The sequence below is a fragment of the Acidobacteriota bacterium genome, assembly GCA_003225175.1.
Taxonomy (GTDB): Bacteria; Acidobacteriota; Terriglobia; order Terriglobales; family Acidobacteriaceae; genus Gp1-AA112.
In genome coordinates, this window is the sequence record QIBA01000051.1 from 1 (window position 1) to 26330 (window position 26330).

Annotated in this window: 24 protein-coding genes and 1 pseudogene; 12 read left to right on the forward strand and 13 right to left on the reverse strand. The window is 55.5% G+C overall.

What is annotated here, in order from left to right:
• Positions 1–97: 97 nt before the first annotated feature.
• On the forward strand, positions 98–1174 hold the full coding sequence (locus tag DMG62_14120) for a hypothetical protein (GenBank protein ID PYY22233.1): 1077 nt from the start codon (positions 98–100) through the stop codon (positions 1172–1174).
• Between the two features lie 229 nt (positions 1175–1403).
• Here DMG62_14120 and DMG62_14125 read toward each other — a convergent pair whose 3' ends face one another.
• Together DMG62_14125 and DMG62_14130 are read right to left on the reverse strand one after the other, a co-directional pair.
• Positions 1404–1820, reverse strand: coding sequence for a VapC toxin family PIN domain ribonuclease (locus DMG62_14125; protein ID PYY22234.1), 417 nt, complete (start codon positions 1818–1820; stop codon positions 1404–1406).
• Positions 1817–2068, reverse strand: coding sequence for a toxin-antitoxin system (locus tag DMG62_14130; GenBank protein PYY22235.1), 252 nt, complete (start codon positions 2066–2068; stop codon positions 1817–1819). Before DMG62_14130 ends, DMG62_14125 begins: the two co-directional genes overlap by 4 nt.
• A gap of 197 nt (positions 2069–2265) precedes the next feature.
• Here DMG62_14130 and DMG62_14135 point away from each other — a divergent pair, with 197 nt between their 5' ends.
• Together DMG62_14135 and DMG62_14140 are read left to right on the forward strand one after the other, a co-directional pair.
• Positions 2266–4011, forward strand: coding sequence for a lactate permease (locus DMG62_14135; GenBank protein ID PYY22236.1), 1746 nt, complete (start codon positions 2266–2268; stop codon positions 4009–4011).
• A 323-nt stretch (positions 4012–4334) separates the two neighbouring features.
• Positions 4335–5252, forward strand: coding sequence for a carbohydrate kinase (locus tag DMG62_14140; protein PYY22237.1), 918 nt, complete (start codon positions 4335–4337; stop codon positions 5250–5252).
• On the opposite strand, the gene DMG62_14145 is transcribed toward DMG62_14140, so the two are convergent.
• Positions 5249–6091, reverse strand: a complete 843-nt coding sequence (locus DMG62_14145; GenBank protein PYY22238.1) for a hypothetical protein — start codon at positions 6089–6091, stop codon at positions 5249–5251. The genes DMG62_14140 and DMG62_14145 overlap by 4 nt on opposite strands.
• A gap of 110 nt (positions 6092–6201) precedes the next feature.
• Here DMG62_14145 and DMG62_14150 point away from each other — a divergent pair, with 110 nt between their 5' ends.
• Both DMG62_14150 and DMG62_14155 read left to right on the forward strand, forming a co-directional pair.
• A complete protein-coding gene (locus DMG62_14150; GenBank protein ID PYY22239.1) occupies positions 6202–6486 on the forward strand; it encodes a hypothetical protein in 285 nt (94 codons plus the stop codon).
• Complete coding sequence (locus DMG62_14155) at positions 6483–7736, forward strand: tyrosine--tRNA ligase (protein PYY22240.1); 1254 nt, start codon at positions 6483–6485, stop codon at positions 7734–7736. Before DMG62_14150 ends, DMG62_14155 begins: the two co-directional genes overlap by 4 nt.
• A gap of 67 nt (positions 7737–7803) precedes the next feature.
• Here DMG62_14155 and DMG62_14160 read toward each other — a convergent pair whose 3' ends face one another.
• From DMG62_14160 to DMG62_14190, 7 genes are all read right to left on the reverse strand, one after another.
• Positions 7804–10035 carry an oligopeptide transporter, OPT family gene (locus DMG62_14160; GenBank protein ID PYY22300.1) on the reverse strand — a complete coding sequence of 744 codons (2232 nt, stop codon included), beginning with the start codon at positions 10033–10035 and terminating at the stop codon, positions 7804–7806.
• Between the two features lie 200 nt (positions 10036–10235).
• Entirely contained in the window at positions 10236–10565 is a 330-nt protein-coding gene (trxA, locus tag DMG62_14165; GenBank protein PYY22241.1) for a thioredoxin, read from the reverse strand.
• Between the two features lie 332 nt (positions 10566–10897).
• On the reverse strand, positions 10898–11626 hold the full coding sequence (locus DMG62_14170) for a hypothetical protein (protein ID PYY22301.1): 729 nt from the start codon (positions 11624–11626) through the stop codon (positions 10898–10900).
• A 6-nt stretch (positions 11627–11632) separates the two neighbouring features.
• Complete coding sequence (locus DMG62_14175; GenBank protein ID PYY22242.1) at positions 11633–12898, reverse strand: cardiolipin synthase B; 1266 nt, start codon at positions 12896–12898, stop codon at positions 11633–11635.
• 420 nt (positions 12899–13318) lie between these two features.
• Positions 13319–14734: an MBL fold metallo-hydrolase gene (locus DMG62_14180; GenBank protein ID PYY22243.1), complete on the reverse strand. Its 1416-nt coding sequence runs from the start codon at positions 14732–14734 to the stop codon at positions 13319–13321.
• 12 nt (positions 14735–14746) lie between these two features.
• Positions 14747–16498 (reverse strand): hypothetical protein, encoded by a 1752-nt coding sequence (locus DMG62_14185; protein ID PYY22244.1) that lies wholly within the window; start codon positions 16496–16498, stop codon positions 14747–14749.
• Between the two features lie 2 nt (positions 16499–16500).
• Positions 16501–17283: a 23S rRNA (guanosine(2251)-2'-O)-methyltransferase RlmB gene (locus DMG62_14190; protein ID PYY22245.1), complete on the reverse strand. Its 783-nt coding sequence runs from the start codon at positions 17281–17283 to the stop codon at positions 16501–16503.
• Between the two features lie 291 nt (positions 17284–17574).
• Between DMG62_14190 and DMG62_14195 the strand changes: the two genes are divergently transcribed.
• A complete protein-coding gene (locus DMG62_14195) occupies positions 17575–18756 on the forward strand; it encodes an acetyl-CoA C-acyltransferase (GenBank protein ID PYY22246.1) in 1182 nt (393 codons plus the stop codon).
• Between the two features lie 326 nt (positions 18757–19082).
• Here the strand turns inward: DMG62_14195 and pstS are convergent, their stop codons facing one another.
• The 3 genes from pstS to folK form a co-directional block, all read right to left on the reverse strand.
• A complete protein-coding gene (gene pstS / locus DMG62_14200; GenBank protein PYY22247.1) occupies positions 19083–20087 on the reverse strand; it encodes a phosphate ABC transporter substrate-binding protein PstS in 1005 nt (334 codons plus the stop codon).
• 220 nt (positions 20088–20307) lie between these two features.
• On the reverse strand, positions 20308–20634 hold the full coding sequence (locus DMG62_14205) for a hypothetical protein (protein ID PYY22248.1): 327 nt from the start codon (positions 20632–20634) through the stop codon (positions 20308–20310).
• 65 nt (positions 20635–20699) lie between these two features.
• The gene (gene folK, locus DMG62_14210; GenBank protein ID PYY22249.1) at positions 20700–21188 is read right to left on the reverse strand and encodes a 2-amino-4-hydroxy-6-hydroxymethyldihydropteridine diphosphokinase; all 489 of its coding nucleotides are present in this window, start codon (positions 21186–21188) and stop codon (positions 20700–20702) included.
• Here folK and DMG62_14215 point away from each other — a divergent pair.
• The 6 genes and pseudogenes from DMG62_14215 to DMG62_14240 all read left to right on the forward strand — a co-directional run bounded on the left by DMG62_14215 (position 21187) and on the right by DMG62_14240 (position 26103).
• Positions 21187–22872 carry a hypothetical protein gene (locus DMG62_14215; protein PYY22250.1) on the forward strand — a complete coding sequence of 562 codons (1686 nt, stop codon included), beginning with the start codon at positions 21187–21189 and terminating at the stop codon, positions 22870–22872. The genes folK and DMG62_14215 overlap by 2 nt on opposite strands.
• 301 nt (positions 22873–23173) lie before the next feature.
• Complete coding sequence (locus DMG62_14220; GenBank protein PYY22251.1) at positions 23174–24106, forward strand: pyridoxamine 5-phosphate oxidase; 933 nt, start codon at positions 23174–23176, stop codon at positions 24104–24106.
• Positions 24107–24251: 145 nt separating this feature from the next.
• A complete protein-coding gene (locus DMG62_14225; GenBank protein PYY22252.1) occupies positions 24252–24686 on the forward strand; it encodes a dehydrogenase in 435 nt (144 codons plus the stop codon).
• 38 nt (positions 24687–24724) lie between these two features.
• Positions 24725–25150 (forward strand): hypothetical protein, encoded by a 426-nt coding sequence (locus DMG62_14230; protein PYY22253.1) that lies wholly within the window; start codon positions 24725–24727, stop codon positions 25148–25150.
• A gap of 92 nt (positions 25151–25242) precedes the next feature.
• Positions 25243–25612, forward strand: a pseudogene (locus DMG62_14235) (hypothetical protein).
• Positions 25613–25629: 17 nt separating this feature from the next.
• Complete coding sequence (locus tag DMG62_14240) at positions 25630–26103, forward strand: hypothetical protein (protein PYY22254.1); 474 nt, start codon at positions 25630–25632, stop codon at positions 26101–26103.
• Positions 26104–26330 lie beyond the last annotated feature (227 nt).

Below are 26330 nucleotides of genomic sequence, written 5' to 3' on the forward strand. Positions count from 1 at the left end.
GAGCGGTGAAATGATTCGGCCCTTCTGCACTCGCCTCTGCAGGTTGCTCATTCTGCTTACATCGTGTTGCGCCTTTGGCGGGATTCGGCCTTCGTTCATGCTCGACTACTCCTCCTGGCATGCCACCGATATCGTGGTGGTCACTCCTCTGAGTGACGACGGCAGCTTTCAGGTGTTGGAGTCATGGAAAGGCGATCTGCTCCCGGGAACTATCGTTGCTATTCCTGATTTGGCGCCAAAGCCCGATTCAGTGCCGATTAGCTGGTATCCGCGTGATTCCTTTTCACCTTTCAAAAGATGGACTGAGGTCCCTATTGTTCCTCCGGGAAGCAGAATCGTGCTGTACCTGAAAGATGGGTCACAGGCTGCAGAGAGCAGAGGGAAAAGCTCCCGTTGGGTTGCAGCTAATCTTTTCAGCGATATGAAGGCTTCGGCAGCATGGATCTACGACGGTCGTGCGTATGGATTCGTACAGATGATCAATCCCGGTCCGAGCGTATTTGTCCGTCTGTGGTATTCGACTGAACGGAATGCGGGGGAGGTCAGGAGGGAGGAGTTGTCAGAATCCAGCCTGAAAGAGAGGACTTTCGACGTTCTCCGGCTTCAACAGCAAATCGAAGCCGCCGTCGCGATTGAAGATCGCAAGGCGCGTGCTGAGGCTTTGAGATCGTACGCCGATTCGAAAATTTACCCAGCCAAAAACTTTGTGCTGGAGGAGCTGGGAAAATCTGGAGAGGCAGCACTGCCCACGATTCGTTCCATGTTGGACGATCCGAAATTTTCAAAAGACGATGGAACGCTCATAGAACAATATGCCAAGGCGGGAGGAGCTGCGGCAGGTCCGGAGCTGACATCCAGGCTGGAAGCTGATGTGAAATATTGGCAGGCGATTGGCCCAACGCTGCCGGTAGGCTGGTGGAATCTGATCGACCAAAACGGCATTTGGGCTGAGACTCACGGTTACAGGGATCGCTATAGCCAGACAATCGCTCTTATACGATCGCTGGATGAAATTCGGTACCAACCAGCCATCTTCGCAGCCGAGCAACTCCGGGATTTTTGGAAATCCCTGCCACAGTTGAACGATCCGTCTGGACTAAACCAAACGGCCAATGAGGCCGACAAGCTTGTGAAGCACCTGCAGCCGGGGAATTCGGAAAGAGACGAACGCTGAAGTGTTAGTGTGCCAAAAGGGGAGAGCCTGATCTGTTACTGAGTACTCCCGCTGACTACTGTCCCACCTGATACCTAAGCACCGACAAGGTTGGAGGTTGGAAGATAGGCGTATCTCGCATTCGTGTTCCCGATCTGTGAATCGGTCGTTCCGCCGCCCTCGGCCGGTATGCTGCGTCCCGCTCCTGGTCACTGCGATCTTCAATTCGTGGCCGAATCCTCGCGGCAGCTTAGGCGAGCCAGGGGTTAACTACAGGGACGGACAAATCTTCAAAGTGACTCAGGTTGCGCGTGGCGAGCGCAGCGTGATGCGCAACGACGATCCCTGCGATCATCGTGTCCCGCAGCTCTCCCGGTCGGCCTCGTCGTTTACGAGATGCCCTCAAGTCAGCCGCCTGCCTGGCCGCGGCGGCATCAAACGGTGCGACCCGCTGGCTCATCATGTCGAGCAGATTTTCAAATGCTTGCATCAGCAAAGATCTGCGTTTTCCCCTGGCCATGATCTGCAGCCCGAATCGCACTTCGAGAAGCGTCAATGACGTAGTCCAGATCGATGTTCGGGGCTGCTGGTCGAGCCACGCCACAACTTTCTTATCGGGCTCCTGCTGCATTAATGCGGAAAGCACGTTGGTGTCGAGAATAATCATGACTCGAACGATGCCGGGTTTATTTCGTTACCTCGCAATTCTGCAATGTCAGAGTGCAATCCGGTTTTGGCGAACAAGCGGGCAATCTCGGAGCCAAGTCCGCGAGCCGAGCCTTCATCATCATTAATGACCGCATTGCGAAGAATTTCACGCACCTCCTCCTCCATGCTTCGGCGATTCCGCCGGGCCCGCTGCTGCAACCGTTCCTTCACAGCGCTCGCGAGATTCCGCACCACAAGCTGCCCCATATCTTCCTCCGATCTTATCGCTTGATATCATGATATCACATCATTGGTGACGAGCCTATGCCGCGTGGTTCGGGCCGATGCAATTTGAGCGTAGGAGTCATCAATCGCAAAGGATCACCCGAAATGTGAACAATCACCCAGTTCTCAGAACCGCTAACCGCAGCCGATCCGGGTGTTGTTCGGTACAATCCCCACCCATGGCCTGGACCCAGACCTACGATCCGTTCGGACATTGGTGGCTGTCCACGTTGTGCGCGGCGCTGCCGATTATTGTGCTCTTCGTGTTGCTGGCTGGACTGCAGGTACGTCCGCATCTGGCTGCGTTAGCCGGCGTGGCGACGGCGATGGTCGTCGCGACTACGGCGTTTCACATGCCTGTCTCGCTCGCCGCGGCTAGCTTTCTGTACGGTGTCTCATTTGGATTGCTGAAGATTGTCTGGATCGTAGTGGCTGCCGTCTTTCTCTACGACGTCTCAGTCGAGGCCGGCAAATTCGAGATCATGCAGCGCTCGATTGCTCGCATCACTTATGACCAGCGCCTGCAGGTGCTGCTCGTGGCCTTCTGCTTCGGCGCGTTCATCGAAGGCTGTGCCGGATTTGGATCGCCGGTCGCGATTGCCGGCGCGTTCATGATCGGCCTGGGATTCCGTCCCTTCCACGCCGCTGCGCTCAACTTGATCGCGAACACCGCTCCAGTCGCATGGGGAGCGATCGGCATCCCGGTACACACGCTGGCTGCGGTTTGCGGCCTGCCTGAGCCGGATTTGAGCGCGATGATTGGACGCATCCTTCCCATCACGGCGGTCATAGTTCCATTTTGGCTGGTGCGCGCCATGGTGGGATGGGAGCTGACCTTCGAAGTGCTGCCGGCGATCCTCGTCGTTGGATTCTCCTTCGGCGCCACGCAGTTCTTCTGGGCGAACTACATGGATAGCAATCTTGTGGATATCACCAGTGGAGTCGTCTCGATGATTGTGCTGGTGGTGTTTCTGAAGCTCTGGAAACCGAAGCGCTTATGGCGAGAGGGAAAGGTTTTTACAGCGACACTGAGTGTCACGACGAAGTCTCTGTCAAAGGAGGAGGCAGACCGCATTCGCCAGTCGCTGATCGATAACCCGCCGCCAGATCCGAAGGTATTTATGCGCGAGCGGCGCAAAGAAGCAGCATTGGCCTGGCTGCCGTTCCTCATTCTTTCCGTCATCGTGTTGCTTTGGGGCCTGCCAACCATTAAGACCGCCATGAATCGCTACACAACTCCGGCATTCCAGCGCGGCGGCTGGGAGTTCCCGATTCTGCACAACAACGTGATGCGCGCGGCTCCTGTAGTGGCCAAGCCCACGCGCGAAGCGGCGAGGTTCGATTTCAACTGGCTCTCAGCCACGGGCAGCGGATGCTTTCTTGCCGCCGTCATCTCGGGTTTCATTCTGGGACTCAGTCCGCGACGGCTGCTGCGTGTCTTCGGCCACACCTTGTATCGAATGCGCTTTGCCATACTCGCGATCTCGTTCATGCTCGGCTTGGGCTACGTCACGCGATATTCAGGCCTCGATGCCGTTTTGGGACTCGCTTTTACCCGCTCCGGAAGGTTTTATCCATTCTTCGGAACCTTCCTGGGATGGCTCGGAGTGGCGCTCACCGGCAGCGACACGTCGTCAAACGCGCTCTTCGGCAGCCTGCAGCGCATTACCTCGCAGCAGCTCGGCCTAGATCCGGTGCTGATGTGCGCCGCCAACAGCGCCGGCGGCGTAATGGGGAAGATGGTGGATGCGCAGTCGATCTGCGTGGCAACAGCAGCGACCAATCAGCTTGGAAACGAGGGCCAGATCTTCCGCTTCGTGGTGTGGCACTCGATCGCACTGGGAGCGATCGTGGGATTGATCGTTTTGATGTACGCCTATGTATTTCCCCAGGCAGTGCCACACGGACTGATCCTGGGACACTAGAATGGTCCCGAGTCGTGCTCGTTAAGAACTGTCATCCTGAGGCGCGCTGTTGGCCGAAGGATCTCCCGGAATGAATCAGACTGACTCGCTGCATCCCGGCCCTTTCACGAGGATATTCGCCAAAGAGCCGTGAGGCAGCAAGTACGTTCCAAGGCATCGCGGGAGATCCTTCGGCCAACATCGGGCCTCAGGATGACAGTTTGGCCAGTCACAACATTTCTAGTACCCAGATCACCTAAAAATGGTGTGTGGCACAGGCGCCGTCGCCTGTGTACTATGCAGAGTCCACAGCCGAGGGCGGCTGTGCCACATAGCTTCCTATCATGGCTCTGCCCGCACACTTGGTAGTCGGCATTGGCGAAGCTCTGTGGGACATGCTTCCCACGGGCAAACATCTCGGCGGGGCGCCGCTCAACTTCGCGTACATCGCTTCCCTGCTGGGCGAGCATGCAATCATCGCCTCCCGAATCGGGAATGACTCGCTGGGCGCGCAGATTCAGTCGGAGCTCGCCGGACGCAATCTCGACACCAGCGGTATTCAGACCGATTTGAAACTTCCAACAGGTACCGTGGAGGTTCGATTCAGAGCCGGTCAGCCGGAGTACGAAATCCGCCAGCCGGTCGCCTGGGATGCGCTCGAATGGACCCCGAAATGGCGCGAAATAGCCGCTAACTGTGACGCCGTCTGCTGCGGAAGCCTGGCGCAAAGAACCCCAAAATCGCGTGAAACCATTCAAAATTTTCTCGAAAACACGCGCCCGGAGTGTCTGCGAGTCTTCGATATCAATCTTCGAAGGCCGTTTTATGAGCGCGGAATCATCGATTCGTCGCTCCATTTGGCGACCATTTTGAAGTTAAATGACGTGGAATTGCCCGAAATAGCGGCGATCTTGGGCCTGAAAAGCGCTTCTAACGGCGCGCTAATGCGCGAATTGCTGGACAAATACGGCCTTAAAGTGGTGCTGGTAACGTGCGGAGAGCGTGGCGCAATGGCTGCACAAGGCGAAAAAGTCGTGTCGCATCCCGGCTTTAAGGTGCGCGTGCGCGACACAATCGGCGCCGGCGACGCCTTTACTGCCGCCGCCATCCACTGCATTTTGCGCGGATTAGAGCTGCAAAAGACGCTGGCATTTGCCAATAAATGGGCGTCCTGGGTGGCTTCGGAAGCGGGCGCAATGCCGCAAATGGATGATGCGCAACGGCTGAAACTGCTCGCGGAAGCCGCAGTTTCCGTCTTTTAAGCGCTTAACAGGCGCAAAGCGCGAGGAATAACGTGCACATCAATCGGAGTTTGGCACACCGGTTCGCCATCCGCAAACACCCAAGTAGGCGGATTGCTCTCGATTCGCAGGCGCTCGGAGGAGAAAGAAGTGACTTCCTTAAGCTGCAAATGACGCACTCGAAGCAGCGCAATGGCGCTCCGAAGAAGCTTTAAACGTCCCATTTTCTGCACCAGAACGCACTCCAGTGCGCCGTCATCGAGCTTTGCGTGCGGCGCAATGCGCAATCCACCGCCAAAAGAAGGTGTATTAGCGAAGCTAAGCATGCAGGAATCCTGCGTAATTTCGCGTCCATTAGCGCAAATTCGCAGCCGCAAAGCCGGCGCTTGCAGCAGCGCACGAGTCATTCCAAGCACATAACCGCCGTTTCCACGAAGCCCGCGCGGCATAGAATTGGCGCATTCGGCTGCAATTGCGTCCAGTCCAAGGCCGCCAACACAGCAAAAAGGGATCTCGTAACCGTATTTATTGACGATGATTCCGACGTCTATCACGCGCAGGATGGCGTTTCCGGCGACGAATTGCCGCGCCAGATCCAGCGCATTTTGTGCTGTCGAGATGCTTACAGCCCGCGCCAGGTCGTTTCCACTGCCGCATGGAACCAGCAAAACCGGGATTTTCACCCGCAAAAGCTGTGGAAGAAAGCGATGAATTGTGCCGTCTCCGCCCATAACAGCCACAAGATCGGCGGCGGATTGCGAATCACTGGTGTCCCAATGCTCAACCTTTAGGCCGGTGTCTCGCAGACGTTCTAAGTCGCTGTCCTGCGCTCCAGGTCCGAGAATGGCAAGAGCCCGCATGCGGAAAGGACGATATCGCGCAGCGTAGGTTAGCTTTGGACATCGGTTTCTTTCTGGTCTCCATGTTCAACCCGCCTTTTCCCGTAAAATGAAGGATTCCTGGAGCCCCGATGATCTGCCTGACAGTTCATATCACCGTAAAAGCTGGCCGCGAACAGGAAACGGCCGATATGTTCCGTTCCTATGTCAAATTGGTACAAACTGAGCCCGGATGCATGCGTTTCGACGTGCTCCAGTCGCGCAAAGAGCCGCGAAAATTCATGCTTTACGAGCTCTATCGCGATGACACCGCGCTCGACGCGCATCGCCGCACCCCTCATTTTCTCGACTACACGCCCAAAATGCAGGACCTGACCGAGCAACGTGAGTCGGAGCTCTTTACCCATATCGCATGACCTTTCCTCAAGTTGACGAGCAGCTCGCATATCTAAAGAAGGGCGCGGTGGAAATTATTCGCGAGCAGGAACTGCGCGAGCGTCTGGAAAAATCGTTCAAAACCGGCAAGCCCCTCAAGGTGAAAGCCGGCTTCGATCCCACCGCGCCCGATCTGCATCTTGGTCACACGGTTTTGATTCGCAAGCTCAAACATTTTCAGGACATGGGTCACACCGCCATCTTCCTGATCGGCGACTTTACCGGCTTGATCGGCGATCCCAGCGGACGTTCGGCCACCCGTAAGCCATTAACGCGCGAAGAGATCGACCGCAATGCGGAGACCTATAAGGAGCAGGTCTTCAAAATTCTCGATCATCAAAAAACGGTGATCGACTTCAACAGCCGATGGTTCTCGAAATTCAGCGCCATCGATTTCATCCGCCTCGCTGAAAAATACACAGTGTCGCAATTGCTGGAACGCGACGACTTTCATGATCGCTTTCAAAAAGAGCAGCCAATCGCCATGCACGAGCTCCTGTATCCACTCGCGATGGGCTATGACTCCGTCGCTCTGGAAGCCGACGTGGAACTCGGCGGAACGGATCAGAAATTCAATCTTCTTACCGGCCGTGAGATGCAACGCCAGCACGGTCAGCCCACGCAGGTTGTCCTGATGATGCCCATCCTCGAAGGGCTTGATGGCACGCAGAAGATGTCGAAGTCGCTGGGGAATGCGATCGGAATCAAAGAGCCGCCACTCGAGATGTACGGCAAGCTGATGTCGATCTCCGACGAGCTGATGTGGCGCTACTACACTCTGCTCACCGATTTGCGAACGGCGGAGATCGAGGACTTGAAGTCAAGGGTCGCGTCAGGCGCAGTGCATGCCATGCAAGCCAAGAAGGATTTGGCACGCAGAATTGTCAAGGATTTTCACTCCGAGCAGGCCGCGCACGAGGCGGAGGAGAACTGGGCGAAGCAGTTCCAAAAGCATCAGGTACCTGATGAACTGCCGCAATGCAACGTGCTTACTTCCCAGATTGGATTGGGTGGTGCTGCCGCCGATCCTCTTCCCATTGAGATCGACAAGCTGCTGGTAGTTTGTGCTCTCACGCCCTCGCGCACCGAGGCTCAAAGAAAAATTAAGGAAAGAGCGGTTCACGTTGAAAATGTGCTAGTGGAAGATCGAATCTTGAGACGGAGCCTTCCGAATCCATTTGTTCTCCGTTTGGGAAAAAGGATGCTGAAGGTTCATTTAAGGGCGGGCTGAGAAAGAAAACCAATGTGGCACAGCGGCCTCACAGCCGAGGGCGGTGTGCCACAAAGACAACAATGGGTTAATTTTTTGCTGCTGTGCTTCCACCACTCCCCAGCGGTTTGCGGGCAAAGTGATAGAGAGACCACGCGAGCACAAGAAACGCAATAACCGCTACTACATTCAACCCCAGTGCACCGAAACCCATCGCCGGCAACCGCGAACTGATGTCCAACGGGTTTGGCTTGTCGGCTCCAAATATGAGCTTCACACCAATACCAGCCAGGCCCATGATTCCGCCCGCAGCGATCAGGCCGCTGGCATACAGAGAACCGGGGCTAACATCGGTTTCAGCCGGAGTTTCGCCGGCGCGTTTGGCGGCGGACTCTACGAGCCAGCGGACAACGCCGCCAGCGAAGATCGCAAGCGTCGTTCCGATCGAGATGTAAGCCCCCACAGCAAACGCCAAAGAGCGAATTCCCAGCAGCTCGACCACGATCACCAGGAACACTCCAAGCATTACCAATCCCCAAGGCAGCTTGCGTGTCAGAATGCCGTTGATCACAGTCGACATTAACTGTGCTTGAGGAGCGGGAGCACGCTCACTCCCGATGCCCTGGATCCACTGTACTTCGATCTGTCCCGATTTAGGGCTGTAGAGGTACTTGCCGCTGGCAATTTCCGAGGAATTAATCGCATTCAGGACGTAGTAGTCATGCCCGGGGAGAGTGACCATCTGCCCTTGGGCATCGCGATAGCTGAAGCGATCGCGCGTGAAGCCGCGTTGCCCGTTGGTTTCTTCGACGGTGACTCCCGGCGGCAGACGATTGAGGTCTATCTGCCTAACAAGTGGCCGGAATTCTTCGAGCCCCTTGTTCATCCCTGTCAGCGTGTAACCAACGGCGAATGTGGAAACGGTGACTCCGATCAGCAAGGCCGCCTGTTGCCACTTCGGAGTCGCCCCAATCAGATAGCCTGTCTTTAAGTCCTGCGAAGTGTCGCCGGCATTGGACGACGCGATACAAACTACTCCGCCGATGGTGAGCACGAGCGCGCCGAAAGCGGGAGCCGTCCAGCCCAACGCCAGAAAGATCGCGGAGGTAGCCATCAGCGTCGCGATCGTCATTCCTGAAACAGGATTGGCCGAGCTGCCGATCAGGCCAGTAATGCGCGAAGAAACTGTAACGAATAAGAATCCAAAAACGACGACGAAGACGGAAGCCACGATATTGGCGAAGAGCGAAGTCTGCGCGCCTGGAACAGGCTTAAACGTGAGAAACCCCCACATCATGATAATCAGCAGCACCGAGCCGCCAACCGTCACCCACATAGGCAAATCGTCATCTGTACGCAGGTTGGAGCGTTCGCTCTTTTCCGAGCCCAACTGTTTCACGCTGGTGCGTATTGCCGAGACAATGGTTGGCATGGTCTTCATCAGCGTGATCAGGCCGGCACATGCCACAGCGCCTGCGCCCATGGGGCGAACATACGTGCGCCAAAGATCGGTGGGCGACATCTGTGAGATCGGCATTGTGCCGGGATAGATGGGCGTGGCCAAGCCCGCGCCGAAGAAGTGGATGGCCGGCATCAGCACGAGCCACGAAAAGACGCCTCCAGCGAACAGCACACCCGCGACTCGCGGTCCGATGATGTATCCGACGCCCATGTATTCGGAGGTGGTGTTGGCGCGAATCGACGCACCCGCATATTGCTTGATGTCCCACGTAGGCGTGCTAGGCCAGGCGGCGAGCAGATTCTCATTTTGGAAAAACGTGTAAAGCGCACCCAGGCCGAGTCCCCAGAAGACGCGGCCGGCGAAGCTGCCTCCCCGGTCGCCGGCAACGAGAACATCGGCACATGCCGTCCCTTCGGGATAGGTGAGGACGCCATGCTCCTTCACAATCAATTGCCGACGCAGAGGGATCATGAAAAACACACCGATGAGTCCACCGACAAGACTCAGCAGAAAAATCCGCGCAACTTCGAGCTGAAAGCCTAGAAAGATGAGAGCGGGCAGAGTGAAGATCACGCCCGACGCGACGGACTGCCCGGCATTCCCAGTCGTCTGCACAATATTGTTTTCGAGAATGGTGGCCCGACCAAAGGCGCGCAGAATACTGATCGAGAGCACTGCGATGGGAATCGACGCAGAAACGGTGAGACCAGCGCGGAGCCCAACGTACACCGTCACACCGCCGAAGAGAATTCCAAATATCGACCCGAGAATCAGCGCACGCGGAGTGAATTCTTTGAGCTTCGTCTCGGAAGGAACGTACGGTTCAAATCGCGCTTCCGGAGTTTTCGGTTCAGTGATGGTAGCCAATGCTCATCCTCCCGCGCGGAATCCCGTACCGTGCTGTTCCGGCGACCGATGATTCTAAGGGGAAATGAGGAAAAGCAGGTAGTAGTTGCGTCTTTAGCAGAAAAATGAAAAGCGCACCGTACTTACGGCGCGCTCTGGATACAACAAAACTTGAGCTTCGCAGCTGAGAAGCTCAGCGGATTAGAAGCTGACTACACATGCTTGTCTAATGCCTTCTGAATGGTGTCTTTCGGCACATACCCGACGATCTGCTCCGCCACCTTGCCGTCTTTGAAGATCAGCAGCGTGGGGATTCCGCGCACTCCGTAGCGCATCGGTGTCGAGTTATTGCGATCTACGTCCATTTTGTAGACCTTCGCCTTGCCGTTATAAGCCTGTGCTACCTCATCCACTACTGGCGACAGCGCTTTGCATGGGCCACACCATGTAGCCCAGAAATCCACCATTACCGGCTGTTCAGACTTGAGCACGCTCTGCTCAAAATTGGCATCGGTCACTTCCATTACCGCGTCACCTGCCATGTAAGTTCTCCCCCATCGAAATGGTCCAACCTTCAATCCTAGCATTGGGCTAGCTGAAGTTGATTAGATGATGTCCCAGCCAAAAAGAAGCGGAGCCCAGAAGGCCTTGGCGCAGTAGAAGTTAAGGGGCTCGCGTTAACCCCCGTCAATAGCGAGCCCCGAAATTCAAAGCGCCTGCCGGCCCGAAAGCCGCAAGCGCCCGGCAGCCCTCCCCCAGAACTGCCTTCGTGAGGGAGAATATTGTGAGTCACTGCCGCTGTAAAGACCTCTCTAGTAACTTCGTGGTAATCGCAAAAAGTTACTTGCTTGTGAATCGCTAACTCCTTGAAGCACTATGACTTGAGTCTGAATTCTGCCAGAAGTGGCAGGTGATCTGATGCCAGCAGCGAGAGCCGATTCCGAACTATTCGGAATCGAACAAGCTCCAACGAGGGATCGAAGTAGATGTGATCAAGCTCCAATACCGGTATTGGGCCGGGAAAAGTTCCTCGTCTTTTTTGGTGTTCATGAAGATGGATCTTGCTGAATTGCTTGACCATCAGCTCTGAGGTGAGGCCTCGCGTCCATTCATTGAAGTCCCCGAGAATCACGCGAGGGCCGGTGTGGGCGACATGGTTCAGCATTTCCTCGCTGAGCAGTAGAGGGCCTTGGGCCCGGCGCTCGAGGTAGCTTGTGCCAAGATGCACATTGAAGACGTGCAACAGCTCTCCTCTTTTCATACGAATGTCCGTGCGCAAGCACCCGCGGGGCTCGCGGTGCTTCCAGCTAAGGTCATACGTCTCGCTGCATGCAACCGGCAGCCGAGCGAGCGTGGCATTCCCATAATGGGAGCCGCGCAGGTCACGCGTCCGGCCAAAAAAAACTTCGTATTTCCCCGTCAGAGCATCTGCGATCGCCTCCGCCTGATTCACTCTCCCTAATGGAGAGCCGTCCACTACCTCCTGCAGCGCAATGCAGTCTGCCTTTAAGGGCGCCAACACACGCGCAATGCGCTCCGGAGAAACACGGCGGTCCCAGCCGCGGCATTTGTGGATGTTGTATGTAACCAGGCGGATCGTGATCGCCATTTATTGCTGTCGCTGAAGAAACCACCCTGCGGTTTCGAAAGCACGCTCCCATACCGGCCGCTTTTTCCACTGGTCGTAGGTGACTCTCCGGCATTCGGCGAGATCGTGCTGGAAATCTTGCGTCAAGCGAGAAGCAAGTTCGGGACTGCGAGTTGCAAGGTTTACCTCATCGTTGATGCCGAGCGAGCGATTGTCGAAGTTCGTGGACCCAACTACAGACCAGTGTCCATCGACGATGAGCACCTTGGCATGGATCATTGTCGGGTTGTACTCGTAAATCTCAGCTCCCGCTTCCAGCAGATCGCCATAAAGCGCACGGCCGGAATTGCGAGTCATCGCATGGTCACTCTTGCGTCCTGGGGTAATGATTCTGATCTGCACGTGACGCTCTTTGATGGCTCGCAGCATCTCCTCGCGAATGGAGGTGTCCGGAAGAAAATACGGAGTTGTAATGTAAATCGACTTATTTGCCGAACGTATCAAAGCTTGATAGAGAACGTGGGCCCGAGTCGATCCGCCGAACGACGGACTGCTGTCGATCACGAATCCCTGCGCGCTTCCATTCGTCGGAAGCTCCGGAAAGAAGTCGTTTCCAGCAAGAATCTCGCCCGATGAATTGAGCCAGTTCTCGAGAAAGACGCCCTGCAGTCCAGCAACTGCTTCACCGCGCACACGACAGACCGTATCGCGCCAGCGTGGCTGCCGGCGAGTACCGGAGAGCCACTGATCGTCAATTCCAGCTCCTCCGATAAACCCAACTTCGCCATCCACCACCATCAACTCACGGTGCGTTCGATTGTTCACCCTGGTCCAGTTGTTCCATCGTAGCGGGTGATACCACTCCATATGTCCGCCAGCCTCGAGCAGAGGCTTGAAAAAATGTCGCGAGGTACTGAAGCTTCCCAACGCATCGACCACAATGCGAACCTGCACTCCGGCTCGTGCGCGCTCGACCAAGGCTTCCAGAAAGCGGTTGGCGATTTTCCCATGATGGAAGATGTAAGCCTCGAGATTGATATTCCGCCTTGCCTTGCCGATCGCCTCGAGCTCAGCTTCATAAAAATTTTCTCCATTTGTCAGCACATCAATGGAGACAGCGCGCTGCAGCCTGGTATCCGTCATCGCTTCCAGTTGGCGAACGAAATCGGGTGAGTCGATGGAACCGTCAGGCGTTTGCGCCAGGTGGTATTTAGGCGCGGGCTGCAGCAATACGATCAGCGCCCATGCAATGCCGACGATGGTGACGATGATCGCGAGCGTGCTCATGTTGTGGTGCCGGTGAAAAAGACGCGGATTCTTATGAAGCCTGAGAGTGCGCGGCCGGTGACTGGAACTCGCGGAATTCGCAGTACGCAGCATCAGAAGCTTGGATGCTGACGGGAATAGGGCTGTGGTTTAGCGATCGAGAGATTTCGCGACACTTTCGGAGAACCGACGTGTTGAGCTCACCTCAATCCCTCCCATCCTGTGCCCCTCCTTTGGGCGAAGGATCGCCGGCGATCATTCGATTCCATGCCGTTTCGTGGCTCTTATACGACAAATCCTCGTGAAAGAGCCAGGATGCAGCAACGGAGTTCGGCTCATTCCGGCAGATCGTTCGGCTAAAGGAGAGGCTCAGGATGCCGGTTTCATAATGGACAGCGCCGGGTACAAAGCCTTGCGACTGACATTGGCTTGACGGTCGAGCTAGTGACCGATCTCCACCTTCTGGAGCCACTGCGCGACATCCACTTTCCACCCAAGCTTCTCGCTAATTGCATCGCGCAGAGCTGCAGCCGCCGGCGGTTCGCCGTGGACCAGATACGTCTGCGACGGGTTTTGCGTGAACGTCGAAAGCCACTTCAGCAACTCCGGCGTGTCGGCATGATCGCTGAACTGCTCGAGTGCGGCGACCTGCGCGCGAACGTGGACCTCTTCGCCGAACAATTTGACTGATGATGCACCAGCTTTTATCAGAGCACCTCGCGTGCCTGGTGCCTGAAAGCCAATGAAGATTACAGTGTTTCTCGGGTCTGAAAGCCGATGGATCAAGTGATGCACAATGCGCCCGCCGGTCACCATGCCGCTGGAAGAGATGATGATCATCGGATAGCGCGCGTCGTTTAGTTTGCGCGAGTCTTCCTGCTTCTGATCGAAGAAGAAGCTGTCCCACTGGAGAGGAGAGCCATAACGCGCGATCAATCCACGCGTCTGCGGCGTGTATTCCTCGGAGTGCTTCAGAAAGACCTGAATCGCGGAGATAGCCATGGGGCTATCGATATGGACGGGAATGCTCGGAATCTGCTTCTCCTCCATCAGTTCCTTAATAAGGAAGAGAAGCTTTTGCGTGCGCTCGACGGCGAAGGCAGGAATTACAACGGTGCCACCACGCGCAGCGGTATCGGAGATGAGTTTCGCCAGCTCGGGACGAACGTCGCTGGTCGGATGCAGGCGATTCCCATAAGTGGATTCCATCACGAGCACGTCGGCAGACTCGCCCTCTCGCGGACCAAAGTGTTGAACCTTTCCCGAAGAAACCTCGTCATCATGTACGCGGCCGATATCTCCGGTAAATAGCAATCGCTTATTTCCACCGTTCAGCGTCAGCTTAATCTCGGCCATCGACGAACCCGCGATGTGGGCCGCCGGCACAAATCGAAATTGAAAAAACGAGCCGAGCTGCGCGGGCCTCTCGAACGGAATAGGCTCGAAGTACTTCAGAGAATCCTGTGCCTCGGAGAGTGTGTAAAGCGGCAGAGCGGGATTGTGCTTCGAGGATTTATTACGGTTGTAATGAGCTGCATCTTCTTCCTGCAGATGTCCTGAATCGGGAAGGAGAATCCCACATAAGTCGATGGTTGCCGGGCTGGCATAAATCCGTCCACGAAAACCCTGCTTGACCAGCTTGGGAATCCATCCGGAGTGATCCAGGTGCGCGTGCGTGAGAACCACCGCATCGATCTCGCTTGCCGGAATCGGCAGCGGCTGCCAGTTGCGTTCGCGCCACTGCTTCAGTCCCTGGAAGAGGCCGCAGTCGACCAACACCTGCTTGTCTCCAGTATTGATCAGGTGTTTCGATCCGGTCACGGTGCCGGCGGCGCCGAGGAATTGGATATATGCCATTCAGCTTCCTTTCTATTGAGTGGCAATTCGTATTGGAGTGATGTTGTCGGATCGATCCGCTTCCGGAACACTTCCGTCATTGACGGTCAGCTCAATGGGACGGCTGCCGACTTCGATTCGGACCGCTACTTTGCTGTGTCCTGGAACGCGCTGGCGAGTCGGAACATCTCCCTTGTCGGTGTGCACGATAACCGGCACTTCCGCCGCCGCAGCTCCTTTGTTCTCGATGGTTGCGGACACTAGATAAATACCCTGCAGGCTCGCACGCGCATATCCATTGCTGGCGGTAAATTCCGGAAGGCCACGGTCCTGGTAAACCCAATCATCGAAGAACCACTCCAGATCCTTGTGCGAATTCTTTTCGAGAAGCTTCTGGATATATGACGGCTCTTTATCCACATCGGGATCATACTGCTGCAAGGAGTCGAGCAAAACGCGCTGCCCGACGGCTTCACGCAGCATCCACCAGACATACATTGCCTTGGTGCGAAAGAAGACTTCGCTCGTTGTGTTCACCAAGCTGCTGCTCTTAGCCGATTCAGGAGCGGTGGAGTCCACAAGCAGCAGTGGCGTGAGGCGCTGCTGCATGTAGCTGATGGCAGCGGCGCGCCCATCCTGCTGTTCGCGCATCAGCGCCTGGGCGAGGTGGGCGGCACCGGCGTAGATCCAGGCGCGAGGCGACCACAGGGTCTGATGAGCAAGCATGTACGCAGTAGTGACTTCCAGTGACTTCCGATCAATCGTTTTGAGGGGTGTGAGAAGTATCGTATCAGCTTCGAATGTTGAATCCTCTGCTTCTGGCAATTCCAGCACCGAGGCTAGCGGCGGAAATTTTGAATTGCGGATGATCGGAGCCACGGTGTTGCGGATCACACGAGCATAGTCGTCGGCTTGCGCTTCGTGTTCAGGTAAGAAGCGGATCGTGAAAACGCTATTGACATCGTTTCTGGCAAGTACGGAACGATATTGAGCGCCCACAAGCACAGGTCCGGAGAGGCCAAGGTGATACCAGGAAAAAGTCCGCAAGCCATGGCCTAGTTGCCCATTGGAAACGAACCCGAATTTCTGCGCATTCGCAGAAAAGTAGTCAATTTCGGGTACGTCCGAATCCGATATGTTTAGGGTCATGCGGGACATGGAATGTCGCACCGCCCATGCGCTCGTCTCCTCAAACACGCGATTGCCCTGTGCGAGAATCGCCGGCGAGATCGAAACAGGAAACCAGAGCACATGGCCGACCCCGCGCAGACAGGTAAAGCTGGGCGTGATGCGGTCATAGTCACTCGCTACACGCGCTGCGAGAGGCGCCCCAAGCTGCGCGAGACGTGTGGTGTCGAGCGAGACAGTTCCGCTGTAGCCGACTTCCAACTCAAGCGATGCTCCCGGTGAAAGCGGCACAGGCAGCGTGATCGCTGCCTCCTGCACATTGCCACTGTGATCCAGATCGGAACGTACTTTGGAAGCCGTGAAGGGAATCGAGCTGCCGTTTTGCTTGATGGATGCCCACTTCAATGACGATGAGATCTGAAGCGGAATCTGGCGCTGTGGCTGATCAGAGTCGTTGCGCATGGTGATCTTGCCGCGCACAGAGAGAGATTCTGAAGCCGTCTCGATGCGGAGGTTGAGATCCCAATTCAGGAAAGTAAAGGCACTGCGATCGAGTTCGGTCGATTTCTCAGGCGATTGGATTAACGCATCCGTGGAGACGCAGCATGCTGCATCTTCGCTTAAGAACGCCAGCGCGAAGCCCAGGGCGATGACCAATCTCACGAGCCGAGGCCCTTACGCTGTTTGGCTGGACGGTCGACTGATACCGTATCCAGCGCGCGCCTCTGGCGCGCGACTTCATACATCACGATTGCCCCTGCGACCGACACGTTCAATGATGGAACCTTTCCCGCCATGGGAATCGAGACGAGGTAGTCGCATTTCTTGCGAACCAAATCGTGTAAGCCGTGACCTTCGGCTCCCAGTACCATCGCGCAATCCATCCGGTAGTCGAGTTGGTCGTAGCTGCGATCACCGCGCTCATCCAGACCGACAATCCAGATGTTGCGTTCCTTCATCTCTTCGAGCGCTCGCGCCAGGTTGACGACGCGGGCGATGTTCACGTGCTCAGAAGCGCCCGCCGATGCCTTCGCAACTGTCGCGTTAACCGCCGCAGCTCGACGCTCGGGAATCACGACTCCGTCGACTCCGGCGCCATCAGCGGTGCGGATAAGCGCCCCAAGGTTGTGCGGATCCTCCACACCGTCGAGCACGACGACAAAAATGTGCTTTCCGTTTTTATGAGCAAGAATTTCATCGAGTTCGGAATAATTTTTGCCGGTTACGACGGCAACGACTCCCTGGTGCGACTTGGTTCGCGCAAGGCGGTCAAGCTGTTCACGAGGAACAAAGCGCAACGAAACGCCCTCTTGGCGCGCCAGATCGATCAATGCCTGCAGCCGCTGATCGTGCCGCTCTCGAGCGACTTCCACGTGATCCAGCGAGCGGCTGCGTGCGCGCAACGCCTCTTCCACCGCATGGATTCCGTAGAGAGCATCCATCGCAGACAGTGTACAAGCCCAGGATGTTCAGATTCTGCGACGCACCCTGCGACGCCCCTGCGCTGCCTACGTGCTTCCGGCCGCCTCGGCCGGTACGCTGGTTGGGATGTCCATTCATCGGAGTAGAACGAAACGCTAAATCTCACAACCTCATTTTGAGAGAGCATGGGCTTTAGACATACGGCTTGGGTGCTTCAGCCTTCTACGGGCCGAGGCGGCCGGAACCACGTAAGCAAAGGCACACCAACTGCTACGATTGAGAAAGGACTGTTCTCACAGTAAGGAGCTTTTTTGTCTGACGTCTTTATTCTCTCTGCCGTGCGCACGCCTATCGCCAAGTTTGGCGGCTCGCTTGCCCACATGACTGCTGCCGATATGGGAGTCATCGCGGCCAAGGCTGCGCTGGAGCGCGCCGGAGTCTCATCCGAACGGGTTGAAGAAACCATCATTGGCAACGCACGACAAGCTGGTGGAGGGCCTAACGTCGCGCGCCAGATATCCATCCGCAGCGGCGTTCCCGAAACTGTACCGGCCTATACGGTGAATCAGGCATGCGCCTCGGGACTAAAGGCGATCGCGTTGGGGTTTCAGGAGATCGCAAACGGAAGTCTGGAATGTGTGCTGGCCGGAGGTACGGAGTCGATGTCCAGGCTACCTTATTACCTTGACGGTGCGCGTTGGGGATACCGTCTGGGGAATCAGGAGCTGGTCGATGGCATGTATCGCGACGGCTTTTTCTGCCCCATGGCGCAGATGGTGATGGGGGAAACGGCTGAAGTCTTGGCGCGGGAATTCCAGATCTCCAGAGAAGAGCAGGACCGGTATGCGCTCTGTTCTCAGCAGCGTGCTGAACGCGCCATCCAGAGTGGACGCTTTGACGCGGAGATCGTTCCGGTCGCGATCGAAAGCAAAAAAGGTAAGCAGGTATTCGCACGCGATGAGCATCCGTTGCCCGCGGCATCTCTCGAAAACATGGCAAAGTTAAAACCAGTCTTTTCCGGAGAGGGAACTGTGACAGCAGGGAATGCCTCTGGGATCACAGATGGAGCGGCCGCAGTGGTATTGGCAAGCGAGGAGTTCACGAACAAACACAAGCTGAAGCCGCTCGCGAGAATTGTTGGCGCGACCACGGCGGGAGTCGATCCCAAGCGCATGGGTATCGGTCCAGTGCCTGCGTTGAAGAAGCTAGAAGAAAAGTACGGCATCAAGGTTTCCAATGTCGACTTGATCGAGCTGAACGAGGCTTTCGCAGCACAAGTCCTGGCCTGCGATCGCCAGCTGCATTTTGATTACGAAAAGCTCAATGTGAATGGTGGGTCGATTGCGTTGGGCCATCCCATTGGCTGCACCGGCACGCGAATTACGGTCACGTTGCTGCACGAGGTGCTCAAGCGGAAGGCCAATCTCGGGATCGCGACATTGTGCGTGAGCGGCGGGATGGGGATTGCCATGGCGATCGAAAACGTGGCGTAGCCTGGCTTGCGTGGTTCCGGCGCCTCGGCCGGTATGCTGCCAAAGAACTCCAAAGGGTATCTTTAAGAATACGAATGCCTGCCCGCAGTGCCGCTTTCAATTGGCGCCGACCTGCCCACAATGCCAGCGCACGGTACGCATCACTGACGCTTTCTGCGGCAATTGCGGCGAGAGTCTTACGGCGGACCATGTTTATCAGGATCGGGAAAAGCGTTAGACAACCAGCAGCCTGCTAAACTCTGATCGCTTGGAAACGAGCTTCAGGACTCGATATGCAAAGAGGCGCAGGATGCTGCGCCTCTTTCAAGGAAGTACAGGGGAGGAGTTTACTGCAGGTTTTGAATGGTATTTTTTACGCGGCCCTGGAGCTCCGGCGGAAGGGGAGCATAGTTCAGCGATTCCACCATCTTCTGGCCATCGTCGATCATCCAGCTGAGAAAGTCCTTGATGATTTTCGCTTTATTTGCATCGGATGGTTTGGTCGGAATTAGCAACCAGGTGAAAGTTGAAATTGGGTATGCGTCCTTCTTGGGGGAATTGGTGATAGAAACGCGGTAGTCGTTGGGGATTTTTACGCCGTTCGAGGCCGCGCTGGTGTTCTGCAGATCGGCCTTCACGAATGCGCCGGCCGCATTCTTTACCGAGCCGTACGGGATCTTGCTCTGTAAGGCGTAGATCAACTCGACATATCCGATGGCGCCATCAACCGCGCGAATCGTTCCGGCAACACCTTCGTTGCCTTTGCCGCCAATTCCCACTGGCCACTTTACTGATGTCCCACTGCCAACACTGTTCTTCCATTCGGGGCTGACCTTGGACAAATAATCGGTGAACACGCCTGTGGTGCCGCTACCGTCAGAGCGATGAACCACGTTAATGTTCTGGTTGGGGAGTTTCAGATCGGGATTGATTTTTTGAATCGCTGGATCGTTCCAGCTCGTGATCTTGCCAAGGAAGATGTTAGCCAGAACCTCAGGGGTGAACTTCAGATCTTCTTTAACTCCGGGAACGTTGTAAGCCGGTACTACCGAACCCATTACCGTTGGAATGAGCTGAATAGGCGACTTCGCCTGCTTCATCTGCTCATCAGTCATGCCCACGTCACTGGCGCCGAAATCAACGGTTCCAGCGATGATTTGGCGAATGCCGCCGCCGCTGCCAATCGACTGATAGTTGATCTCAACCTCAGGGTGCTGCTTGTGGTACTCGCTAAACCACTTGGAATAAATCGGATATGGAAATGTAGCGCCTGCTCCGTTCAAAGTCGTTTGGGCTGCCGCAGAACCGACCAGCAGCGCTGCAATTGTAAGGGTCCGCTTAAGACCTCTCATTGGCGATTTGCTCCTTCTATGGGTACTTAACTTCATATTCCGAGGGAGGTGTTACAGAATGGTTACAGCGAAATAAATTTGCAGTAAAAGGCCGCGAACTCAGTTTGAGGATAGGCGGATGCCGTCTTGATGATGCGGCAAAGAGCACAGTAGGGCGGAGGATAAAGTTTGCCGCAGGTGGAGACGCAGCATGTTGCATCTGTACCGGTGAGCCAGGCACCTACGGCATCATGCGGGCCAGAGCGCGGCGCAAACTTGCCACTCTCTTCGAAAGCCCCGAAGCCGCATTACTCAACGAACTAAACTTAGAGTGTGGGTGCCGGAACTCCGCTGGCTCGGCCGCGAACTCGCGCAAATAAAATTCATTAGAGAACGGACGCGGATCAAGCATCGGCATCGAAAGTTGACGCCTGAAATCCTCAAATGAAACTGTCTGCGAATCGAGCTGCGATTTCAGTTCAGAGGCAGGAGCCGAATACTGCCTGGTGGGAACGCTCGCGGTTGCAGGAACGACGAAGGTCATGACCCCGAACAGGAACACTGGCATAATTCGGCGCACCCAGAGATTCTACCCAAATCCAGAGCTGCGTGCTCGTCTTGGGAGCAAGAAAATTACTTAGCCGCAAGACGCCGGACGATTCCATTTTGTGGATGTAAGTTTTGCAGCAGCTCCCATGCTGTACGCCCCAAAATAGGATGTCGTACCTCTGGCGCAATCTCCGCAAGTGGTTCCAGGACAAACCTTCGATTGTGCATCGCGGGATGCGGCAGCTGCAAATCCTTCGTTTCAACAACTGTCGAGCCGAGAAGAAGGATGTCGATATCAATTGTGCGAGGCCCTTTGAGAACTTCGCGTGTGCGCCCGAGGTCAGCTTCAATCCGCCGGATGTTGGCTAAGAGTTCCTCCGGGCTGAGTGAGGTTTCGAGCTCCACAACACAGTTTATGAACCACGGCTGCTCCCGCAATTCCATGGGCTCGGTTTCATAGAAGGAAGAGACCTTACTCACGCGTCCAGCCGAGCCGAGGAGGACAATACATTCGCGAATGTTGGCCACTCGATCGCTGATATTGGAGCCGAGGGAGAGATAGGCAGTGTTCATGAGTCAGGTAGAGACACAGCATGCTGCGTCTCCTCGATGCAGCATGTTATGCCAACCCAGCATGGTGCTCGCTGCAAAGGATGCGCGACTGACTCACGCCTGTTACAGTTTCACCAGCATGGACCAACTGCACGGTTTTGACATCAACTCCGCGCCTCAGAACTTCGATCCAAAGCGTACACTCCCGAGCGGATTTCTTGAATTCTTTCTTCGTTTGCATGAGCGTTTCACGCCAAGACAGCGCGAGCTCGTTGGCAAACGCAAACGCGTACTGGCCGATGCTCATGCAGGGAAGATGCCGAACCATCTTCCTCCATCGGAGGCAACGCAGGCGAAGTGGAGCATCACATTACCAGAATGGTGCCAGGACCAACGCAACCAGATGACTGGCCCGGCAGATGACGCCGAGTTAGTCGTCAAAATGCTCAACTCCGGCGCTCCCGGCGTGATGCTCGACCTGGAAGATTCGATGGCGAACTTCTGGGACCATCTCGAGCTTGGCATCAATAACATTCATGCGGCCCTGCGCGGCGAACTGACTTATTTCGACAAGAAGCGGAATAAGCAAATTGGAATTAACGAGAGCAAGACGGTGATCTTCACTCGTGCGCGAGGACTGCATCTTTCTCAGCGCCTGCCGGGAATCAAAGGTGACGATCTGGCCTCGGCTTCGCTCTACGATGTGTGCCGCATGGCGTTTGACGTAGATCCCGGCAAGTTGAAGCATCCGCTGTCGTTCTACATTCCCAAATCAGAATCAGCCGAGGAAGCCCTATGGTGGAATGATTTGTTCAATGAGATCGAGAAGCTGCGCGGGTGGCAGCACGGCTACATCAAATGCATGGCACTGGTCGAGTCGCATCCCCAGGCATTCCAGATGGAGGAGTTTCTCTACAACCTGCGGGATCACATGCTCGGCTTAAACCTCGGGCGTTGGGATTACATGGCCTCGCTGATCCACTTCAATCTCAACGATCCGGAGTGGGTACTTCCCGACCGCAACACGATCCCGCACGACATCGCATTCTTCCAAAACCTGCGCGATCTGCTGGTCTCGATCTGCCATGGTCGTGGCACGTTTGCCATTGGCGGTATGACCGCACTGTATCCTGATCGTACAAATCCTGAGCTGAACGCTCGCGCATTGGCAGTTCTGGAAAAAGATAAGAAGAATGAATCCGACCGTGGCTTCGACGGCGCCTGGACGGGGCACCCGGATCAAAACCAAATCGCCGTAGATCAATTCCCATTTCCGAATCAGATCAAGACGCACAGGCCAGTCGGCGAACGCTATCCCGACCTGCGCCCAAAACCGACTCGCGTAGGCAAGCGCACAATTAGTGGCACGCGCGCGGCTGTGCGCACTGTAATTCGCTATCGAAATGGAGTGCTGAACGGCAAGGGTGCCAGCCTGCTCGACGGCTACATGGAAGACTTGGCCACGGACCGCATCTATCGCCTAATGATCGCGCAGCGCGTGACACATCGCGACAAGGTCCCATTGACCGACGACAATGGCAAGCCCGTAAAGCACACGCCGGAACTGATCACCCGCCTCTTCGACGAGGAGCTGGAGAAGCTGATAAATGCTCTCCCTGACGGAGATCCGCAAATCAATACCTTCCGCCAGGCTCGCAAGATCGCCGAAGCCATGATCGTGAACGGCGAAATCGATCCGGTGTGAAAAAAGCGGCGAAGGTACGGAGCTCATTCGCATTATCCGTCCGTTCTGTTCTTTTGTCCCATCCTCATCGATGACACCGTGAGTGGCTTAATTTGCTGAAACTTTGGAAGAAGCTCCGCAATCTGACAAATGCAGTCCACCGCGAGACTTTTTCTTTGCGCTGCATGGTCTCTTTATGGTTTGAGACATTTGGTTGAGTGGCGCGTGGGATCTGCTGTTTCGCGTTTTCAAAGAAAACGCAGATGCCTCCAGGCCGCAGCAGCCTTGTTGTCCCATCGGCGGCTGAGAGGCGGTTTGAGGCATGACAGTCTCTGGGTTTCAGCGAGCGATGAGAACATCACCTGAGGATTCAGTCTGGCACGAGGGCGAACTCGCTGTTCAACTGCGTGCCGGGGTTGGAGAAGTGTCTCGGCGCGGGATTCATTCGCAAATCCCCGACGGACTTGTCGGTTTTCTTAGCGAGCGACGTCTGGTTGTGTTTGCCAGCATTGATTCCGACCGCAGGACCTGGGCATCGCTGCGACTCGCAGAACCGGGCTTTCTGCGCGTGTTGGATCGGCTCACGTTGGAGACGGGTGCTGCCGACCTGGACGGAGATCCGCTCTTGCCAAATCTGAAGCAGAATCCCAATCTCGGCATGGTGATCATTGATCTAGCTACTCGCCGGCGCGTTCGTATTAATGGTGAGGCGGAGGTCTTGCCCCACGACGGCTTGCGGGTTCAAGCTCGTCAGGTCTACGGTAATTGCCAGCAGTACATCCAATTGCGAGTGGCGGAAGAAGCGCGACAGACTAACAGGGCATCGAGCCTGATTTCGCGCGGCACTCAATTAACCCCAGTGCAGCGCGAATGGATCGCGCATGCCGACACGCTCTTCATTGCGAGCGCTCATCCTGAGCGCGGAGCAGACGCCTCCCATCGCGGAGGCAGACCTGGTTTTGTAAGAGTCGACGGAGATTCCCGTCTTACCATCCCGGATTACAGCGGCAATAGGATGTTCAACACGCTGGGCAATATCGAAGTAAGCCCGCGCGTCGGCTTGGTCTTTCCCGATTTTGCACAGGGACGCACTCTGCAGCTTTCTGGCTCGGCAACGATCGACTGGGACTCCGATCGCGGCGCATTTCCGGGAGCCCAGCGCCTGCTCAGGTTCGAGATTGAGAAGGTTATCGAAATCGGGCAGCCTTGGCTGGCGAGTTACAGGCTCAGGGAATATTCGCAATTCAATCCTTAGTCGCTCAACCCGGCTCTCCCCAAGCTGACACACCCAGTCGCGCAGCAAAATATTTCTCCAAAAAAAGAGATTGGACTTGTCGATTACCGCCTTTCCCATACGCCGTCTGAGTGAAGGCAAGATTCTTCATCAGGAGAAAATAGCAATGAGAGTCATCGTGATCGTTAAGGCCAGCAAAGATTCGGAGGCTGGCAAGTTACCGAGCGAGAAATTGCTCACTGAAATGGGAAAGTTTAACGAGGAGCTGGTGAAAGCTGGAATCATGTTGGCCGGCGAGGGTTTGCATCCGAGCTCGAAGGGCGCTCGCGTGCAATTTTCCGGGACGAAGCGCAGGGTGATCGACGGACCTTTTAGCGAAACTAAGGAGCTGATCGCGGGATTCTGGCTGTGGAAGGTGAAGTCGCTTGAGGAAGCCATTGAATGGGTGAAGCGCTGCCCCAATCCGATGGAAGGGGAAAGTGAAATTGAGATCCGCCCGATCTTCGAGGCAGATGATTTCGGTAAGGAGTTCACGCCGGAGCTGAGGGCACAAGAGGATCGCATTCGCCAGCGGATAGCTGCGAACACGAACAAGAGATAGAGATCCTGAAGAAGAGATTAGAGCCTCAGGAGAAAGACATGCGATTCCTCATCATGGTAAAAGGCAACAAAGAGACAGAATCCGGCAGATTGCCCAAGGACCGGCTGATTGCGGCTATGGCAACGTACCACGAGGAGCTGGCAAGAGCTGGCGTGCTGCTGGATGCATCTGGGCTGCAGCCGACGTCAAAAGGCTGGCGCGTTCGCTATTCGCGCGCCAAGCGGACGGTGATTGACGGCCCGTTTACCGAGTCGAAAGAGCTGGTCGCGGGATATACATTGATCCAGGCGAAGTCTCGAGAAGAAGCTCAACAGTGGGTGAAGCGCTTCCCTGCTCCTTTCGGTGAAGATGCCGAGGGAGAGATCGAGGTTCGGCAGTTATATGAGCTGGATGATTTCCAACCCAGTGATGCGGTGGAACGCTTTCGCGAGATGGAGAAGGATTTCGTGGGAAAGCAGAAGTAGCAGTATCCCTTCAAAATTCCTGGATTGAATACAGGCGAGGTGGAGAAGAAATGCAATCAGCGACTCAAATTTCTTCAGTATCGAAGGAGATGCTGTCGACTGGGCGCGTTTTCAGCGGACTTGCTGTCCTGTTTCTCCTTTTTGATAGCATCTTCAAGCTTCTGAAGCCTACTCCGGCCTCGGTAGTAGATGCGTTCAACAAGGTCGGATATCCTCCGACGCTCGCCATGAACATCGGACTGCTCCTGCTGGCCTGCGTTGTCGTGTATGTCATCCCGAGGACGGCGGTGCTGGGAGCGATCCTGCTGACCGGTTATCTGGGAGGCGCAGTAGCAACTCACCTGCGCGTGGGGGACCCATTGTTTAGCCACGTCCTCTTCCTGTGTATAGGGTCTGTTTATCTGGGGAGGGCTTTACTTTCGAGAGGACCGCGTGCGAGCGCTCATTCCTCTACGCCATTGAGTGAAAGGAATAATGCAATGCAGAAGATCACCCCATTTCTTTGGTTCGATAACAACGCCGAGGAAGCAGTTAATTTTTATCTCTCTATCTTCAAGAACTCGAGGATCGTGAACATGTCCCGCTGGGGAGATGCTGGTCCTGTTCCAAAAGGAACCGTGATGTCGGTCACCTTTGAACTGAACGGACAGGAATTTATGGCTCTGAACGGCGGTCCCACTTTCAAATTCTCTCCGGCCATATCGTTCTTTGTGAAGTGCGAAACGCAGCAGGAAGTCGATGACTATTGGGAAAAACTTTCTGTTGGGGGAACGAAAGAACGTTGTGGGTGGCTCAAGGATAAATTCGGAGTATCGTGGCAAATCATTCCCGATGCCTTGAGTAAGTTCTTGCAGGAAAAAGATGTCGCCAAATCGAAGCGAGTGATGAACGCCATGTTGCAGATGCAGAAGATCGATATCCAGGGTTTGCAGCGGGCGTACGAGGAAGCTTAGAAGCGGCAAGCGTTGGGGAAGGGCATCGCTTCAGCCGTGCCGTGTAGAACAAATCAGGGCCTCCGGCTTTAGCCACTGAGGTGCCTTCCAAGAGATGACAGTACCTCGTGGCTAAATCCATACGAATTGCCGTTTTTCTTTATCGGCACGGCTGAAGCCGGTGTCCTCTCCTAGCACTTGTAGTACTTACAGAAATTTCACAGTAATGTCGTGAACATTCGTGCTCG

Coding starts and splice junctions, on each gene's coding strand:
- DMG62_14130 (PYY22235.1), bottom strand. CDS start 2,068: ATGGGGCAGCTTGTGGTGCGGAATCTCGCGAGCGCTGTGAAGGAACGG.
- trxA (PYY22241.1), bottom strand. CDS start 10,565: ATGGCAGGTGACGCGGTAATGGAAGTGACCGATGCCAATTTTGAGCAG.
- pstS (PYY22247.1), bottom strand. CDS start 20,087: ATGAGAGGTCTTAAGCGGACCCTTACAATTGCAGCGCTGCTGGTCGGT.
- DMG62_14125 (PYY22234.1), bottom strand. CDS start 1,820: ATGATTATTCTCGACACCAACGTGCTTTCCGCATTAATGCAGCAGGAG.
- DMG62_14215 (PYY22250.1), top strand. CDS start 21,187: ATGAGTCAGGTAGAGACACAGCATGCTGCGTCTCCTCGATGCAGCATG.
- DMG62_14190 (PYY22245.1), bottom strand. CDS start 17,283: ATGGATGCTCTCTACGGAATCCATGCGGTGGAAGAGGCGTTGCGCGCA.
- DMG62_14220 (PYY22251.1), top strand. CDS start 23,174: ATGACAGTCTCTGGGTTTCAGCGAGCGATGAGAACATCACCTGAGGAT.
- DMG62_14135 (PYY22236.1), top strand. CDS start 2,266: ATGGCCTGGACCCAGACCTACGATCCGTTCGGACATTGGTGGCTGTCC.
- DMG62_14120 (PYY22233.1), top strand. CDS start 98: ATGCTCGACTACTCCTCCTGGCATGCCACCGATATCGTGGTGGTCACT.
- DMG62_14155 (PYY22240.1), top strand. CDS start 6,483: ATGACCTTTCCTCAAGTTGACGAGCAGCTCGCATATCTAAAGAAGGGC.
- DMG62_14150 (PYY22239.1), top strand. CDS start 6,202: ATGATCTGCCTGACAGTTCATATCACCGTAAAAGCTGGCCGCGAACAG.
- DMG62_14140 (PYY22237.1), top strand. CDS start 4,335: ATGGCTCTGCCCGCACACTTGGTAGTCGGCATTGGCGAAGCTCTGTGG.
- DMG62_14230 (PYY22253.1), top strand. CDS start 24,725: ATGCGATTCCTCATCATGGTAAAAGGCAACAAAGAGACAGAATCCGGC.
- DMG62_14175 (PYY22242.1), bottom strand. CDS start 12,898: ATGAGCACGCTCGCGATCATCGTCACCATCGTCGGCATTGCATGGGCG.
- DMG62_14180 (PYY22243.1), bottom strand. CDS start 14,734: ATGGCATATATCCAATTCCTCGGCGCCGCCGGCACCGTGACCGGATCG.
- DMG62_14205 (PYY22248.1), bottom strand. CDS start 20,634: ATGCCAGTGTTCCTGTTCGGGGTCATGACCTTCGTCGTTCCTGCAACC.
- DMG62_14225 (PYY22252.1), top strand. CDS start 24,252: ATGAGAGTCATCGTGATCGTTAAGGCCAGCAAAGATTCGGAGGCTGGC.
- DMG62_14145 (PYY22238.1), bottom strand. CDS start 6,091: ATGCGGGCTCTTGCCATTCTCGGACCTGGAGCGCAGGACAGCGACTTA.
- DMG62_14240 (PYY22254.1), top strand. CDS start 25,630: ATGCAGAAGATCACCCCATTTCTTTGGTTCGATAACAACGCCGAGGAA.
- folK (PYY22249.1), bottom strand. CDS start 21,188: ATGAACACTGCCTATCTCTCCCTCGGCTCCAATATCAGCGATCGAGTG.